General features: G+C 67.8%; 14 protein-coding genes. 7 read left to right on the top strand and 7 right to left on the bottom strand.

All coding sequences use genetic code 11. From position 1 onward, the window contains the following. The first annotated feature begins 80 nt into the window (after nt 1-80). Nucleotides 81-1,979 (top strand): cobaltochelatase subunit CobT, encoded by a 1,899-nt coding sequence (gene cobT, locus V5F78_RS02980; RefSeq protein ID WP_394066692.1) that lies wholly within the window; start codon nt 81-83, stop codon nt 1,977-1,979. Between the two features lie 28 nt (nt 1,980-2,007). Beyond that, entirely contained in the window at nt 2,008-3,054 is a 1,047-nt protein-coding gene (locus tag V5F78_RS02975; RefSeq protein ID WP_394066693.1) for an esterase-like activity of phytase family protein, read from the top strand. Nucleotides 3,055-3,322: 268 nt separating this feature from the next. Here the strand turns inward: V5F78_RS02975 and V5F78_RS02970 are convergent, their stop codons facing one another. Next, nucleotides 3,323-4,213, bottom strand: coding sequence for a methylated-DNA--[protein]-cysteine S-methyltransferase (locus tag V5F78_RS02970; protein ID WP_394066897.1), 891 nt, complete (start codon nt 4,211-4,213; stop codon nt 3,323-3,325). 108 nt (nt 4,214-4,321) lie between these two features. Beyond that, a complete protein-coding gene (locus tag V5F78_RS02965; RefSeq protein WP_394066695.1) occupies nt 4,322-4,843 on the bottom strand; it encodes a DUF2244 domain-containing protein in 522 nt (173 codons plus the stop codon). Between the two features lie 279 nt (nt 4,844-5,122). Between V5F78_RS02965 and nth the strand changes: the two genes are divergently transcribed. Beyond that, nucleotides 5,123-5,848 carry an endonuclease III gene (gene nth, locus V5F78_RS02960; protein WP_394066697.1) on the top strand — a complete coding sequence of 242 codons (726 nt, stop codon included), beginning with the start codon at nt 5,123-5,125 and terminating at the stop codon, nt 5,846-5,848. A 21-nt stretch (nt 5,849-5,869) separates the two neighbouring features. On the opposite strand, the gene V5F78_RS02955 is transcribed toward nth, so the two are convergent. After that, the gene (locus tag V5F78_RS02955; protein ID WP_394066698.1) at nt 5,870-6,676 is read right to left on the bottom strand and encodes an NAD(P)H-dependent oxidoreductase; all 807 of its coding nucleotides are present in this window, start codon (nt 6,674-6,676) and stop codon (nt 5,870-5,872) included. Between the two features lie 91 nt (nt 6,677-6,767). Between V5F78_RS02955 and V5F78_RS02950 the strand changes: the two genes are divergently transcribed. Next, the gene (locus tag V5F78_RS02950; protein WP_394066700.1) at nt 6,768-7,712 is read left to right on the top strand and encodes a LysR family transcriptional regulator; all 945 of its coding nucleotides are present in this window, start codon (nt 6,768-6,770) and stop codon (nt 7,710-7,712) included. A gap of 228 nt (nt 7,713-7,940) precedes the next feature. Here the strand turns inward: V5F78_RS02950 and V5F78_RS02945 are convergent, their stop codons facing one another. Further along, a complete protein-coding gene (locus V5F78_RS02945) occupies nt 7,941-8,624 on the bottom strand; it encodes a sulfate transporter family protein (protein WP_394066702.1) in 684 nt (227 codons plus the stop codon). 82 nt (nt 8,625-8,706) lie between these two features. Further along, the gene (locus tag V5F78_RS02940; RefSeq protein ID WP_394066704.1) at nt 8,707-9,474 is read right to left on the bottom strand and encodes a DUF3574 domain-containing protein; all 768 of its coding nucleotides are present in this window, start codon (nt 9,472-9,474) and stop codon (nt 8,707-8,709) included. 400 nt (nt 9,475-9,874) lie between these two features. Between V5F78_RS02940 and V5F78_RS02935 the strand changes: the two genes are divergently transcribed. The 3 genes from V5F78_RS02935 to V5F78_RS02925 are packed head-to-tail and all read left to right on the top strand — an operon-like array spanning nt 9,875 to nt 15,029. Next, a complete protein-coding gene (locus tag V5F78_RS02935; protein WP_394066706.1) occupies nt 9,875-10,501 on the top strand; it encodes a TetR/AcrR family transcriptional regulator in 627 nt (208 codons plus the stop codon). Next, entirely contained in the window at nt 10,498-11,841 is a 1,344-nt protein-coding gene (locus V5F78_RS02930; protein ID WP_509276551.1) for an efflux RND transporter periplasmic adaptor subunit, read from the top strand. The genes V5F78_RS02935 and V5F78_RS02930 overlap by 4 nt, the downstream gene beginning before the upstream one ends. Nucleotides 11,842-11,846: 5 nt before the next feature. Then, nucleotides 11,847-15,029, top strand: coding sequence for an efflux RND transporter permease subunit (locus tag V5F78_RS02925; protein ID WP_394066709.1), 3,183 nt, complete (start codon nt 11,847-11,849; stop codon nt 15,027-15,029). 63 nt (nt 15,030-15,092) lie between these two features. On the opposite strand, the gene V5F78_RS02920 is transcribed toward V5F78_RS02925, so the two are convergent. Both V5F78_RS02920 and V5F78_RS02915 read right to left on the bottom strand, forming a co-directional pair. Continuing rightward, the gene (locus V5F78_RS02920; RefSeq protein ID WP_394066711.1) at nt 15,093-15,842 is read right to left on the bottom strand and encodes an SDR family NAD(P)-dependent oxidoreductase; all 750 of its coding nucleotides are present in this window, start codon (nt 15,840-15,842) and stop codon (nt 15,093-15,095) included. Nucleotides 15,843-16,007: 165 nt separating this feature from the next. Further along, on the bottom strand, nt 16,008-16,301 hold the full coding sequence (locus tag V5F78_RS02915) for an ArsR/SmtB family transcription factor (protein WP_394066713.1): 294 nt from the start codon (nt 16,299-16,301) through the stop codon (nt 16,008-16,010). Between the last annotated feature and the right edge of the window lie 281 nt (nt 16,302-16,582).

The raw sequence follows: 16,582 nt of genomic DNA, 5'->3' as shown, positions 1-16,582 counted from the left end.
GGCCGCCCCCTCCCCGCCGCCTTGGCGGCGGCACCATGTCGTGACCGGCGCGCAGCGCGCCAAGAACAGGGCCAGCGGCGATGCCTCCCTCCAACAAGACCGTGAAGACCGCCCCCAAGGAAGCGCCCGCCGAACCCTTCAAGCGCGCGGTGACCGGCTGCTTCAAGGCGATTGCCGGGGTGAGCGAATTCGACGTGAGCTTCGCCAACGAGCGCCCGTCGCTGAGCCCCGACCGCGTGCGCCTGCCCGAGCCGCCGCGCCGCTTCTCCGCCCAGGATGCCGCCGTGGTGCGTGGCCAGGCGGATTCCCTCGCTTTGCGCCTCGCCTGTCACGACCAGGGGGTCCATCGCAAGATGCTGCCCACCGGCGATACCGCCCGCGCCGTGTTCGAGGCGGTGGAGCAGGCGCGCGTCGAGGCGCTGGGCGGCAATCGCATGACCGGCGTCCAGCGCAACATCAATGCCATGCTGAACGACCGCTATCATCGCGGCCCCTATGCCGACATCACCGAGCGCGCCGACGCGCCGATCGAGGACGCGGTCGCGCTGATGGTGCGCGAGCGCCTCACCGGCCAGGCCCCGCCGCCCGCCGCCCGCAAGATCGTCGATCTCTGGCGCGACTATATCGAGAGCCGCGCGGAGGGCGACCTCGCCCGCTTCGCCGAGAGCATCGAGGACCAGAAGAAGTTCGGCGAGATCACGCGCGAACTGCTCTCCTCGCTGGAAATGGGCGAGGAAAGCGGGCTGGAGAGCGACAAGGAGAGCGAGGAGGACGACAATCCCGCCGGCCGCGAGGAACAGGGCGGCGAGGAGGGCGATGCCCGCGAGGACGACAGCCAGCAGGGCGCGACCGAGGTGGAAGCCGAACTGGCGCAGGAGGAATTGCCCGACAGCGCCGTGGAGAGCGAGGCCGGCCCGCCGGCTGAAAGCCCCGACGACGGCGACATGGGCGACAGCGAGGAGGCCGCCGAGCCCTGGCAGCCCCGCACGCCCCAGGGGGCCGACACCAAGGGCCCGGAATATCACGCCTACACCACCAAGTTCGACGAGGAGGTGCACGCCGAGGAATTGTGCGACACCGAGGAGCTGACGCGCCTGCGCTCCTATCTGGACAAGCAATTGAGCAATCTCCAGGGCGTCGTCTCGCGTCTCGCGAACCGCCTGCAACGCCGCCTGCTGGCGCAGCAGAACCGCGCCTGGGAGTTCGACCTGGAGGAAGGCATCCTCGATCCCGCGCGGCTGTCCCGCGTGGTGACCGATCCCGGCGCCGCGCTCTCCTTCAAGCGCGAGCGCGACACCGAGTTCCGCGACACGGTGGTGACGCTGCTGATCGACAATTCCGGCTCCATGCGCGGGCGCCCCATCACGGTGGCCGCCACCTGCGCGGATATCCTCGCCCGTACGCTGGAGCGCTGCGGCGTGAAGGTGGAGGTGCTCGGCTTCACCACCCGCGCCTGGAAGGGCGGGCAATCGCGCGAAGCCTGGCTCGCCGGCGGCAAGCCCGCCAATCCCGGCCGCCTCAACGACCTGCGCCACATCGTCTACAAGTCCGCCGACGCGCCCTGGCGCCGGGCGCGGCGCAATCTCGGGCTGATGATGCGCGAGGGCCTGCTGAAGGAGAATATCGACGGCGAGGCGCTCGATTGGGCGCACCAGCGCCTGCTCGGCCGCCCCGAGGCGCGCAAGATCCTGATGATGATCTCCGACGGCGCGCCGGTGGATGATTCCACCCTCTCGGTGAATGCCGGCAATTATCTGGAGCGCCATCTGCGCCACATCATCTGGCAGGTGGAGAACCGCTCGCCGGTGGAGCTGATCGCCATCGGCATCGGCCATGACGTGACGCGCTATTACAAGCGCGCCGTCACCATCGTGGACGCCGAGGAGCTGGGCGGCGTGATGACGGAGAAGCTGGCGGAGCTGTTCTCCGAAACCCCGCCGGCACCCGCCAAGACCAGCGGGCGCAAGCGGCTGCATTGATCCGCGGGGAAGCGGGGGAATGGCTGTCATGAACCCTGATCGCGCGGCGGGGCGCGTACGGCGCACCGGCCTGTTCGCCGTCCTGGCCCTCGCCGCCGGCGCGGCGTTCGGGCTTGCGGGCCATGCGTTTTCCAAGCCCGCCAGCCTGCCGGTGGAGCCGGTGGCGATCGAGGTGCAGGCCACGCCCCTCGCGACCTTCCATCCGCGCAAGGACGACACGCGCTTCGGCGCCCTGATCTATCGCGGCGGCCTGCGGCTCACCTCTCCCTTTCCCGGATTCGGCGGCATATCGGCGTTCCGCCTCGATGCCGACGGCGCGCATTTCCTCGCCGTCACCGATGCCGGCGTGTTCCTGCGCGGGCGGCTCGTCACCGAGGGCGACCGGCCGACCGGCCTTGCCGACGTGACGGCGGCGGCCATGCTGGACCAGACCGGCGCGCCGCTCGCCGACACCAAGCGAGGCGATGCGGAATCCCTCGCCATCGGCCCGCAGACTGTCTTCGTCGGCCTGGAGGACGTGAACGAGATCTGGTCCTTCCCCGGCCTCGACCCGCTGGGGAAGAAGGGCAAGCCGATCCCGGTGCCGCCGGGGGTGAAGGCGCTGCGCGACAATCTCGGGCTCGAGAGCCTCGTCTATGTGCCCTCCGGCCCGCTCGCCGGCGCGCTGCTGGGCATCGGCGAAGTCGGCGTGACCAATGCCGCCGATCTGCCGGGCTTCATCATCGGCGGGCCGAAGCCGGGCACCTTTACGATCCCAAAAAGCGGCGTGTTCAGCGCCACCGATGCGGCGCTGGGGCCGGACGGCGAACTGTTCCTGCTGGAGCGCCATTATGCGGTGACCACGGGCGTTTCCATGCAGATCCGCCGCTTCCAGCTGAAGGATGTGGCGCCCGGCGCGGTGCTGAAGGGCGACATCCTGTTCACCGCCGACATGGGCTATGAGATCGACAATATGGAGGGCCTCGCGGTCACCGTGAACGCGGCCGGCGAGACCTTGCTGACCCTCGTCTCCGACGACAATTTCAGCCCGATCCAGCGCACCATCCTGCTGCGCTTCGCGCTGGCGAAGGACTGAGGTCGGGAGGGCCTGCGGCACGGCTGAGGCGATCAGCGCCCGAGAATCGGTCTTGGCTTGACGCTTTTCAGGTGAGAAACGTCATGCACGGGCTCGTCCCGTGCATCCACGCGGCACCGCTGGCACCGGCTCTTCAAGGCCTGCACGTTCGGCACGGCGTGGATGGCCGGGACACACCCGGCCATGACGACCGGCAAAAGAAAGACAATCGCGCGCAGCCCACGTCAGGCGCCTCGACGCGGCACCTCGCCGCTGAATGTCGATCCCCCTATCCCATCACCCGCCCGGCTTCCCAGCCCAATATGGCGCGCTTGCGGGTGAGACCCCAATGATAGCCCGTAAGATCGCCGTTCTTGCCCAGCACGCGATGGCAGGGCACCACGAAGCTGATGGGATTCTTGCCGACCGCCGCGCCCACCGCCCGCGCCGCCTTCGGGCTGCCCACCCGGTCGGCGATGGTGGAATAGGTGGTCGCCCGGCCCATGGGGATGCGCAGCAGGGTTTCCCACACCCGCACCTCGAAATCCGTGCCGATGAAGACGATGCGCAGCGGCTGGTCCTCGCGGCAGGCGGCGGGGTCGAATATGCAGCGCACCAAGGGCAAGGTCGCCGCCGGCTCCTCCACGAAGCGCGCATTGGGCCAGCGGGCCGACATGTCTGCGAAGGCCGAGCGCTCTTCGCCCGCATCGGCGAAGGCGAGCCCGCACAGGCCGCGCGGGGTCGCCATGGCCAGAGCGAGGCCGAACGGCGAGGGGTGGAAGCCGTAGCGGATCACGAGCCCGGCCCCGCCGGTCTTCCATTCCCCCGGCGACATGGCCTCGTGCACCACGAACAGATCATGCAGCCGGCCGGGGCCGGACAACCCCAGTTCCAGCGCGGCGTCGAGCACATTGCCGCTCTCCGCCAACACCTGGCGGGCGCGATCCAGCGTGACCGCCTGGAGAAAGGCCTTGGGCGTGAGGCCGCACCAGCGGCGGAACACATCGGTCAAGGCACGGCTGGTGACGCCGGCGGCGCGGGCGATCTCCTCCACCTCCGGCTGCTGGCGCATGTGGGTGGTGACATAGGCGACGGCGTGGCGCACCACGTCATAATCGGCGGCGGCGATGTCCAGTTCGTTGGCGGGGGTCAAGGGAGCAAAGCCAGCCACCGGGGGCAGCGTCAGCGTGGGGGAATCGTGCAGCAGCACGGGCGTGGCTCCTTCTAAGGATCGAGGGGCCATCTCACCAGCTTTTGTCATGGGCGCCCACCCGATTTCCCCGCAGGATCAAAACACGGTGCGGGTCACGCCGCGCTTCACTTCCAGCAAGGCGGCGTTGAGATCATCCGCCAGTTCCCCCTTCTGCACCGGGCCGAGATGGATGCCCACGGGCGTGTGATGCCCGCGCGAGACCAGCGCCATGTCGATGGTGCCGAACTCCTCCACCTCGCGCCGCCAGAGCCGGGTGAAAAAGGGGTTCATCTGGAAATCGCGCGCCTTGCCCCGGGCCGGCACGTGGCGCACCTGAATCAGGCTCGGTGTCACACGAATATATTCGCGCGCCGCCGCGGAACGGAAATTGGCGCGGAAGGCGAAATACACCAGCGCCACGTCGAGCCCAAAGAAGCCGAACACCGGCCAGGCGCCCATGGCCAGGAACAGGACGCCGCATGAAAAGCTGATGGAGCCGACGCCCAGCATCAGCAGCAGAAAGCCGCGCTGCGACAGCGAACGGTGCGGCGCCATGGTGGCGGCGAACACCGTCGGCTCCCCATCGTCGGGGAAAGGCAGGTCATTGGCCTTCGTCATGGCTGGGATTATAGGGACAAAATGGCGCGAAAAACCACAACTCCCCCAGCCGGCTCTCAACTTGCCGCGACCCCCGCCAAGCCGGCCAGGGCCGGCGTCAAGCCCGCGGCACCCGCCAGGATCGCGCCGCCCCCCAAGGCAGCGACACCTCCCACGGCAGCGACACCCAAGACGGACGCGAAGGCCAAGACGGACGCGAAGCCCGGGAAGGCCGCGAAGGCCGGGAGGGCCGGGAAGGCCGGCGCCAAGCCCATTCTCCCCGCTTCCCCCGCCTTACGCTTGAAGGGCGAAGCGGCGGCGGGCGTCGTTCCCGCGCGCCGCCGCGCGGTCGCCAATGCCGCCGCCGCCGCGCACGGGCGCACCCTCGCGCCCTGGAGCGATGCCGAGATCGTCGAGGCCTTCACGCGGTTCGAACTGCGCGATCCCGAGCCCAAGGGCGAACTGGATTATGTCGATCCCTTCACCTTGCTGGTGGCGGTGGTGCTTTCCGCCCAGGCCACCGATGTGGGCGTGAACAAGGCCACCAAGGGCCTGTTCGCCGCCGCCCCCACGCCCGCCGCCATGGTCGCGCTCGGCGAAGAAGGCATTGCCGGGCATATCCGCACGCTTGGCCTGTTTCGCGGCAAGGCCAGGAACGTGGCCGAACTCTCCCGCCTGCTGCTGGAGCGCCATGGTGGCGCGGTGCCGGTGGATCGCGCGGCGCTCGAAGCTTTGCCCGGCGTCGGCCGTAAGACCGCGAACGTGGTGCTGAACATCGCCTTCGGCCTGCCGACCATCGCGGTGGACACGCACCTGTTCCGCGTCGCCAACCGCACCGGCCTTGCGCCCGGCGCCACCCCGCTGGAGGTGGAACTGGGCCTGGAGGCGCGCATCCCCGACCGCTTCAAGCGCCACGCCCACCATTGGCTGATCCTGCACGGGCGCTACATCTGCAAGGCGCGCCTGCCCGAGTGCCCGATCTGCCCCATCAATGATCTGTGCCGCTGGCCGGACAAGCCGATCTGAACCGGCCGGCGAGCCGCCTCCTCATTCCGCAGGCTTGCCGACAGCGCCGCGATCCACATGAAGCGCGAACCCGCTCGCTCCGGGGTCTCCCAAGCCGGCACGAAGCTGAAGGCTAGGAATGGCGTAATCCCCGCCATTCTGCTTGCGGTAGGGAATGGGCGGGGTCGTCGCCAACGTCCGCAGCCGCGCGCGCAGGCGCGCCGCAACGTCCTCGAACCCCGCCGCATCGAGACGATTCACGCGGAAGGCAACGAACGGCGGAAGCACGTTGAAGCCGGGATAAAACAGAATGCCATGATTGATGGGGAACAGAATATCGTCGATCGGACCATTCACCCCGCGCGCTGAATAATGCTCCTCCCAGCCGCCGGTCGTCACGATCAGCATCGCCCGCTTGCCGGCGAAGGTCCCTTGGCCGAACCGGTCTCCCCAATGCGTGTCGCTGTGCTCTCCCACGCCATAAGCGAAACCATAGGCATAAACCCGGTCAACCCAGCCCTTGAGGATCGCCGGCATGCTGTACCACCAGAGCGGAAACTGAAGGATCAGCACGTCGGCCCACAGGAGCTTCTCCTGCTCCGCCCGCACGTCGTCCGTCAGGGCGTGCGCGGCGAAGGCTTCGCCGGACGCCGCCGCTGGCTGAAGGCGGGCATCGGGCGGCAGAAGCGGAAAGTCGGCCCGGTCCACTTCCGCCTTCCACCCCGCAGCATACAGATCGCTGACCTGCACCTCATGGCCTTCAGCGACGAGTGTGCTGACCGCCACATCGCGGAGCGCTCCGTTCAGCGAACCCGGTTCGGGATGAGCAAAGACGAGCAAAACATTCATGATCAGTGATCCGATGGTGAGACGGATTCACATCTAGCTTGAAGACAACCGATCCACTATATGAAGTAAATGGATATGATTGTTCCGTTTAATGGATAAGTCAGGCGTCACGCTCGAACGCCTGCGCACCTTTGTCCGGGTCGCCGACCGCGGCAGCCTGTCTGCGGTGGCGCGGGAGCTGGGGGTCGGCCAATCCACGATCACCCGGCAATTGCAGGAACTGGAGGACGCCGTCGGCGTCCCCCTGCTGAGCCGCACCACACGGCGCGTGACGGTGACGGACGAAGGCAGCCGCTATTACGCCAATGCCCTCCAAATCCTGCGTCTCGTCGAGCAGGCGGGCGATGAAGCACGCGCCACCCAGGGGGCGGCGGCGGGGACGATCCGGATCTCCTGCACCGCCGGGTTCGGCATTTTGCACGTCACCAAGATGATCTTCGCGTTCCAGGACCTCTATCCTCACATCAGCGTCGACCTCGATCTGACTGATGCGCGCATCGATCTTGTCCGCGAAGGCGTCGACATCGCGGTGCGCCTCGCCCCGCTCATCGACAGCACTCTGAAATTGCGCGCGCTCGGCGAAAGTCAGCGCATTCTGGTGGCCTCGCCCGCCTATCTGGCAGAGCATGGCAAACCCGCTTGCCCCCAGGATCTCTCTGCCCATGAGAACATCCGCATGTCGAACGTGATGGGCAGCGAAACCCTCGTTCTTCGGGGCGCGGACGGCGTGGACCATGCCGTGCCGGTCACGGGGCGGTTTCGGGTGAACCATGGCCTTGCGGTCCGCGAGGCGCTTGTCGCCGGACGCGGCATCGCCGCCGCCCACCGCTGGTTGATCGACGATCTGCTCGCGGAAGGCCAACTGGAGGCGATCCTGCCCGACTATCGATTGCCCGGTGTCCCGCTGAATATGTTGATCGTACCGGAACGCGCGGGAATTGCGCGCGTTCGGCTGCTCATGGATTTCATTGCCGCCCGCATCGCGGCTCTGCCAGGCATCCAGACCTCGGCGATGGGGAGGATTGATCGGTCCTAGGACCGATCAACATTCAGCGGCGCGGTGCCGCGTCGCGGCGCCTGACGTCGGGTGCGCGTGACTGTCTTTCTTCCGCTCGTCATGGCCGGGCTCGTCCCGGCCATCCACGCCAGGCCGGACGTGCAAGCCTTGAAGAGCCGGTGCCAGCGGTGCCGCGTGGATGCACGGGACACGCCCGTGCAGGACGATCTCTCCTGAACGGCGTCAAGCCATGAATGGAGATCGGTCCTAAGCCTCGATCAGGCGGTGGGTCGGCACCGGCTTCAGCCGCTTGTGGAGGTGCACCATGAAGGCGGTGCCGAACACCGGCATGATCAGGTTGAGGATCGGCACCATCAGCAGCGGCGTCATCAGCAGGCCGGCGATGAAGATGCTGGTGGCGTTCGCCTGGCGCAGCGCGCGCGCCTGGGCGGGTGAGGAAAAGCGCATCGCCGCCATCTCGAAATATTCCCGGCTGAGCAGATAGGCATTGGCCAGGAAGAAGGCGATGAGATTGACGCCCGGCACCAGCAGCAGCAGCAGCGCCAGAATGTTGACCGCCAGCACCAGCACGAAGAAGCGCGCCGAATAATAAAGCGAGGTCGCGAGCGGCTGGGGCGTGCCCAGCGGATCGTTGGGATAGCTCGCCCGCTCCACCTTCTCCGCCACCTCGTCCACGAACAGGCCGGCCACCAGCGAGGACGCCGCCGGCACGAGATAGGCAATGCCGAACACGAGGCCGAGGCCGGTGACGATGGCGAGGGTGGTATCCAGCCAGGGATAGGGCAGCTCGGTCAGGTATTCCACCGCCGCGAACAGGCCGATCGCCAGAACGGCCAGCACCCCCAGCGCCAGCAGCACCGATCTGAACAGAACGCCGCGCAGGAGCGGCGAGAACACCTGCCCGAATGCGGTGAAGGCGGCGGCGAACATGAAGGGCCTCGCGGGGGAGAAGGAATGTCCCCCCTCACGTAGGGTGCGCCGCCCCGCGCCTCAAGGGCTTTGCGCCTACCGACTATGGAATGACCCGCACCGGGAAATCCACGTGGAACACGCGGCGCTGCCCGAAGCGCTGGATATAGGCGGCCTTGATCTCGCCCAGCTTGGCGCTGGCATCGGGCGTGTTGGGATGGACGATCAGCAAAAGGCGCGTGCCGGGCCGCGAGAGCGCCAGCGCGGCGGCGGCCGAGAGAGCGGCACCGGGCGCCGGATCCGGCGCGGCCGAAGCGGTGGAGGCCGTGCCGGCGGTCGCGGCGCCGCTCGCGGACGCGCCAGGGCTTCCGGCCGTGCCGTTGCCGGCCGGCGTGCCCTTGCCCGCAGGAGGTGCTGGGGAAGCGGGCGCTGCGCTGGCGGGAGGAGCGGCGGTCGTTGCCCCGCCCGAAGCGGCCGGCGCGGGCGAAGGCGGGTGTGCGGCGACCAGGCCCTGCGCCTCCAGCACTGTCAGCCCCCCGGGAAAGCGCGGCGCGACGACTTCGGCGACGAACTGCACCCATTGCTGCTCACTCACCCCCCGTCCGTCGGGCGTGTTGAGGCTGAAGAACAATTGGCTTTCCAGGAACACGCTGTCCGCCCAGGGCGTCGGCTGCCAGCCGGGCGCGGAGACCGCATTGTCCTGCGCGCGGGCCGGGCCGGTGAGCAGGGTCGCCAGCAACAGCGCGGAGAAAATGGAAGCGGCCCCGGCTTTCGCGGAATGGGAGAAGCCGTCTCGCGGATCGAACCTGCCTCTTTTCTTCGCGCGAATGGACGTCCTGTTCGCTCGAAAACGCTCCAGCGGCACGCGCATCTTCACTCCCCCCACTTCGCTCCCCCGAGCTTATGGCGCTCCGCCACACGCCGCCCGCTCTCGCGAACGCCGGGCCGCCGCGTGGGCGTCGACCGCCGCGCGCGCGCAAAGTCCCGGGTACGGCAACGGCCGCGACGAGCGCCGCCACCTGCCGAACAGGACACGCCGCGCGCACCCGCGAATCCGCCGCGCCTTGGATCTCATATGATCCGTTCCCGGCCGGCCCGGCAACCCGCGCCCCGCGCCAGAGGCCTTTTCCGCCCCTTTCTCGTACCGGAGCGGCCGGGACCAGGAGACGGATTTTCCAGGCGAAACAACGAGAACGAATATTCGCTCTTGACCCGGAGCGCGGCTGTGGCCATGCTGAGAGCGAATATTCATTCTCACACCCTGAGGTTCCATGGCCCTGGGCGCCCCCGATGTTTCCGTGCTCGATCACCGCTCCGAGCAGCAAAAGCGCATCCTCACCGCCGCCGTGCAATGCTTTGCCCGCGATGGCTTTCACGGCACCTCCATGCAGAAGATCTGCGCCGAGGCGGGCATGAGCCCGGGCGCGCTCTATCGCTATTTTCCCTCGAAGGAATCCATCATCGGCGCGATCGTCGAGGGCGAGAGCGCGGAGCGGGCCAAGCTGTTCGAATTCCTCGACCAGGCGCCGAGCCTGATCGACGGGCTGACCGAATGCATCGCCACCCTGCTCTCCAAGGACAGCATCGACTGCGCCAAGCTCGGCCCGGAAATCATGGCCGAGGCGATCCGCAACGAGAAGCTGCGCGAGGCGCTTGAGCCGGTGGAGCAGGAAAGCCACGTCCTGCTGCGCGCGGCGCTGGTCTCGGGCGCGGCGCGGGGCGAAATCGACCCGCACATAGATCCCGATACGCTGGTGATGCTGCTGAAGGTGATGGGGGACGGGATGATCCTCCACAATCAGCTGCATCCGCAATGGAATCTGCCGGATCGCCTGCCCGCCTTCGCCACCCTGGTGCGGCGCATGCTGTCGCCGGAAACAAAATCCTCCCCGCCATGAGCATCAGCTTGCCGCATTTTCCCTATCGTCATGCGCCGGCGCAGACGCCCCGGATCGCCGACACGCCCGCGCCTGGACACAGAAAGACCGACCAACCCATGCCCCGCCTCGCCCGCAGTGCCCCGCTGAATCTCTCAAGGCGCCAAGCGCTGCCGCACCGCCTGCTTCTGGGGGCGCTGTTCGCCGGCGCGCTCGCGGCACCCCAGTTCATTCCCCCCGCGCTCGCGGAGGCGCCGGCCGCCGAGGCGGTGAAGGGGCTCACCGTCAGCGTCACCCACCCCGAGAAGCGCGAGATGGTGGAAACGCTTCTGGTGACGGGCTCGCTGATCGCGCGCGAGGAAATCCAGGTGGGCCCGGAGATCGAGGGCTATCGCCTCACCGAGATCCTCGCCGAGGTGGGCGATAAGGTGAAGCAGGGCCAGGTGCTGGCGCGGCTCAATCGCGAGGTGCTGGAAACCCAGCTCGCCCAGAACACCGCCAACCGCGCCAAGGCCAAGGCCGCCATCGCGCAGCAGCGCGCCAATCTCGACCAGATGCTGGCGCAGGAGGCGGAAGCCACCTCGGCGGTGGAGCGTTCGCGCCAACTGCGCAAGACCGGCGTTGTCTCGCAGGAGACCCTGGACGAGCGCGAGCGCGCGGTGAAGGTGGCGAGCGCCCAGGTCGCCGCCACCCGGGAAGCCCTCGCCGCGAGCGAGGCCGATGCCGGCCTCGTGGAAGCGCAGCGCTCCGAGATCGCGCTGAAGCTCACCCGCACCGAGGTGAAGGCTCCCGCCGCCGGCGTGGTGCTGGCGCGCGACGCCCGCATCGGCGCCATCGTCTTGTCCACCAAGTCGGAGCCGCTGTTTCGCATCGCCCGCGACGGCGCCATCGACCTTGATGCCGAGGTCCCGGAAGCGGCCATGCCGCGCATGCAGGTCGGGCAGAGCGTCGCCGTCACGCCGGCCGGCTTCTCCGCGCCGCTCGCCGGCACGGTGCGCCTCATCTCCGCCCAGCTCGACAAATCCACCCGGCTCGGCAAAGTGGAAATCGCGCTTGGCGACGACGACCGCCTGCGTCCCGGCACCTATGGCCGCGGCGTGATCGAGATCGCCCGCCGCGAGGGGCTTGCCGTGCCTCAGTCCGCCGTCATGTTCGACGCCAAGGGCGCCTATGTGCTGGTGGTGAAGGACGGGGTCGTGGCCGAGCGCCGCGTCGAGCCGGGCCTGAAGGGCGAAGGCCGCATCGAACTCGTCTCCGGCGTCGGTGCGGGGGATCTGGTGGTCGTGCGCGCGGGCGGCTTCCTGCGTGAGGGCGACCGCGTCACCGCTGTCGAGGCGGACCGCACCGCGGGAGCGAAATAAGCGCCATGGCCCTCAATATTTCCGCCTGGGCGATCCGCAAGCCCATCCCCTCCCTGGTCCTGTTCGTGGTCTTGACCGCGCTCGGCATCGTGCATTTCCGCTCGCTGCCGGTGACGCAGATGCCGAACATCGACGTGCCCATCGTCATGGTCTCCATCTCCCAGCCCGGCGCCGCGCCAAGCGAGCTGGAGACGCAGATCACCAAGAAGGTGGAGAACGCCGTCGCCGGCGTGGCCGGGGTGAAGCACATCACCTCCTCGCTGTCGGAGGGCTCCTCCGTCACCACCATCGAATTCCATCTGGAAACGGCGGTGGACCGGGCGGTGAACGACACGCGCGACGCCATCACCAAGATCCGCACCGAACTGCCCCAGGCCATCGAGGAGCCGCTGATCCAGCGGGTGGACATCGAGGGCCTGCCCATCGTGACCTATGCGGTCGCCTCGCCCACCATGAATGCGGAGGAACTCTCCTGGTTCGTGGACGACACGGTGGCTCGCACGCTCCAGGGCATTCGCGGCGTCGCCCAGGTGAAGCGCGAAGGCGGCGTGGATCGTGAGATCCGGGTTGCGCTCGATCCCGACCGGCTGATGTCGCTCGGCATCACGGCGGCTGAGGTCTCGCGCCAGCTGCGCGCCACCAATTTGGACGTCTCGGGCGGGCGCGGGGAAGTCGGCACGCAGGAGCAGTCGATTCGCACGCTGGCCGGCGCCGCGAGCGTGGACGATCTCGCCGAGACCCGCATCGTGCTCTCCAACGGGCGCTACGTGCGGCTGAAGGATCTCGGCACGGTGACCGACGGGGCGGCGGAGCAGCGCGTGTTCGCGCGGCTCGACGGGCGCCCCGTGGTGGCCTTCGGCGTCTATCGCGCCAAGGGCTTCTCCGACGTTGTGGTCTATGACCGCACCGAAGCGGAGGTGCAAAAGCTGCTCGCGGCGCATCCGGACGTGTCCATCACCATGATCGACACCACCGTGCGCTACACCAAGGCGGACTACCAATCCGCCATGCATACGCTGATCGAAGGCGCGATCCTCGCGGTGGTGGTGGTGCTGCTGTTCCTGCGCGACTGGCGCGCGACCCTCATCACCACGCTCGCCATCCCGCTGTCCATCCTGCCCACCTTCTGGGTGATGGACGCGCTCGGCTTCTCGCTGAACGCGGTGAGCCTGCTCGCCATCACGCTGGTCACCGGCATCCTGGTGGACGATGCCATCGTCGAGATCGAGAACATCGTGCGCCACATGCGACAGGGGAAATCCCCCTATCGCGCGGCCATCGAGGCGGCGGACGAAATCGGCCTCGCGGTGGTGGCGACCACGCTCACCATCGCCGCCGTGTTCGTGCCGGTGTCCTTCATGGGCGGCATCGCCGGGCAATATTTCAAGCAATTCGGCATCACGGTTGCTGTGGCGGTGCTGTTCTCGCTCGCGGTGGCGCGGCTCATCACGCCCCTGATGGCGGCCTATTTCCTGCGCGACCACGGCCACCGGGAAACCGGCGACGGCTTCATCATGCGCCATTATGTGCGCCTGCTGGGCTGGTCCGTGCGCCATCGCTTCGCGACCATTGCGATGGGGTTCGCCGTGTTCGCCGGCACCATCTTCCTGTCCACGCTGCTGCCCTCGGGCTTCCTGCCCACCAACGACATCTCGCGCTCCATGCTCTCCATCGAGATGCCGCCGGGCACCACGCTCGCGGAAACCCAGGCGGTATCGGACCAGATCACGGCGGACCTGCTGAAGCAGCCGGAAGTGGCGAGCGTCTATGCCACCGCCGGCACCGGCGGACAGGGCGGCATGGCGATGATGGCGAGCGAGGTGCGCAAGGCGCAGATCGTCGTGAACCTGAAGCCGCGCGCCGAACGCAGCGTCGACCAGAAGACCTTCGAAACCCGCCTGCACGACGAGCTGGCGGCGCTGCCCGACATGCGCTTCACCTGGAGCCCCAACGGGCAGGCGGCGCAGCGCGGCTTCTCCATGATCCTCTCCGGCAATGACGGCGAGGCGGTGGAACAGGCGGCGCTGAAGCTGGAGAAGGAGGTGCGCGACCACGTGCCGACCCTCGCCAACGTGGTGTCTAGCGCCGCGCTCGACCGGCCGGAAATCCGCATCGTGCCGAAGCTGGACCAGGCGGCGCAGCTCGGCGTCTCGGTGGATACCATCGCCGAGACGGTGCGCATCGCCACCATCGGCGACATCGCGGCGAACCTCGCCAAATTCTCTGCCAAGGACCGCCAGATCGACATCCGCGTGCAGATGGACGAGAAGGCGCGCGCCAAGCTCGCCACCTTCGATGCGCTCAAGGTGCCGACCTCCAAGCCCGGCGTCTCGGTGCCGCTGTCCTCGGTGGCGGACGTGAGCTTCGGCAAGGGCCCGACATCGCTCGACCGCTATGATCGCGCGCGCCGGGTGGCCGTTGAAGCGGATCTGGTGGGGGAAACCCCGCTCGGTGCCGCGATCGAGGCGGTGCGCGCGCTGCCGGCCGCGAAGAACCTGCCGCGTGGCGTCACGCTCAAGGAATCCGGCGATGCCGAGATCATGGGCGAGGTGTTCTCCGGCTTCGCGCTCGCCATCGCCGCCGGCGTGATGTTGGTGCTCGCGGTGCTGGTGCTGCTGTTCCAGGATGTGCTGCAGCCCATCACCATCCTGGTGGCGTTGCCGCTCTCCGTGGGCGGGGCGTTCATCGCCTTGCTGCTGACGGGCAATTCCATCTCGCTGCCGGTGGTGATCGGGTTCCTGATGCTGATGGGCATCGTGACCAAGAACGCCATTCTGCTGGTGGATTTCGCCATCGAATCCATGGCCAAGGGCATGGATCGCACCACTGCGCTGCTTGAATCCGGCCGCAAGCGCGCGCAGCCCATCGTCATGACCACCATCGCCATGGCGGCGGGCATGCTGCCGTCCGCGCTGGCGCTGGGCGAAGGCGGCTCGTTCCGCGCGCCCATGGCGATCGCGGTGATCGGCGGGCTCATCGCCTCCACCGTGCTGTCGCTGGTGTTCGTGCCGGCGGTGTTCTCGGTGATGGACGATTTCAGCCACGTTATGGGCCGGCTGTTCGGCCGCTTCGTCGGCAAGAAGGACGAGCATCCCGGGCATGAGCACGATGCTCACGGCCCGGATGCCCACCGGCCGGACGCGCAGGATGGGCAGAAGCACCTGCCCTTCCCCCGCGCGGCCGAATGACATCGCGCGCCCCGGCCGGAAGGGGAAAACGGCCGGAGCGCGCCTGCGCCGGGACGCCTGCGCTCAGCGCAGGCCGCCCGAAGCGAAGAGGATCTCGCCGGTGAGCCAGCCGGCATCGACCGAGACGAGGAAGGCCGCCACGCTCGCTATATCCTGCGGCTGGCCGCCGCGCCCGAGCGGGGTCTTGGCGATGAACTGCTTTTCCATGTCGCTGCCGATCATGCCGATGGCACGCGTGCCTTCGGTATCCACGCCGCCGGGGCTGATGGCGTTGACGCGGATGTTCCTCGGCCCCAGCTCATTGGCGAGCGTGCGGGTGATGGATTCCACGGCCGCCTTGGTGGCGGTGTAGACCGAAGCGGTCGGCAGCGAGAGCGCGGTCGCCGCCGAGGAAATATTGACGATGCTGCCGCCCTCTGCGGGGAACAGCTTGACCGCCTCCCGGGTGGCCAGCAGCAGGCCGAGCACATTGGTATCGAACTGGCGGTGGAAGTGCTCCTCGTTCACCTCTTCGATCGACGCGAACGTGTAGACCCCGGCATTGTTCACGAGAATGTCCAGCCCGCCGAACGCGGCCTTCGTTTCCGCGAACAGGCGCGCCACGTCGGCGGCCTTCGCCACATCGCCCTGCACCGCGACCGCCTTGCCGCCGGCGGCGGTGATTTCCGCCACCACGCGGTCAGCGCCCTCCTTGCTGGACGCGTAATTCACCGCCACCGAGGCCCCTTCGGCCGCGAGGCTTTTCGCGATGGCCGCGCCGATTCCCTTGGAGGCCCCGGTGACCACCGCGACCTTGCCTGAAAGCTTGCCCATCTCATCTCTCCTAACCGGAACGATTCGATAATTAGATAAATATCTAATTGATGTGCGGCGTAGATGGGAAGGCCGGCTGCGGTTGCAAGGGGTCATCGCGCCGGGCGGTGCCCGAAGTTTTCGGGACGGGCGCGCATGGAGGCATAAAGGTCCGCGCGGGCGGAGTCAGATCCGGGAAAGCTGCTCGAGATAGGCGCTCAGCACGTCGCGGCGCAGGATGAGCTTGGCGAATTTGCCCTCGCGCACGATATCCACGAGGCCAGCGGTCTCAAGCTCTTTGAGATGGTGGGAAATGGTCGCGGCGCTCACGGAATGGCACTCCGCCAACGCAGTGCAGGCGAGTTGCGCCCCGGCGGCACCGATCTCCTTCAGCATCTGGTAGCGGCGTGGTTCTGCCAGCGCGCGGGCGATCTGAGCAAACTGCTTCTCGCTCAGATGAATGGGTTCCGCAGACGACATGATCTCAAAACTCGTGGGCGCAACGAACCTCACATGGTCGCCGCGACGCTCAATATGTGGTCGCCCCCGCGCTTTGACAACGCCGGGCGCCCCGCCCCCGCGGCGCGCGCCCGGCCATCGGATGGCGGAACGGCCCCCGCGCGGCGCGGCCCGAAAATCTATTTCACATTCATTTCAGGCGGCTTGACTTGTTCGCCAAAACGAACGATGTATCGACACGGGAAACATCAACGATGGGTGCGGCCATGATGCGCTGCCTGTGTATGCGAATGTGATTGCGG

Origin of the sequence: Roseixanthobacter glucoisosaccharinicivorans (genome assembly GCF_043195095.2) — a bacterium.
GTDB lineage: Bacteria > Pseudomonadota > Alphaproteobacteria > Rhizobiales > Xanthobacteraceae > NCEH01.
Note: the sequence above shows the minus strand (reverse complement) of the source record. Positions and strands in the feature narration are given on the sequence as shown.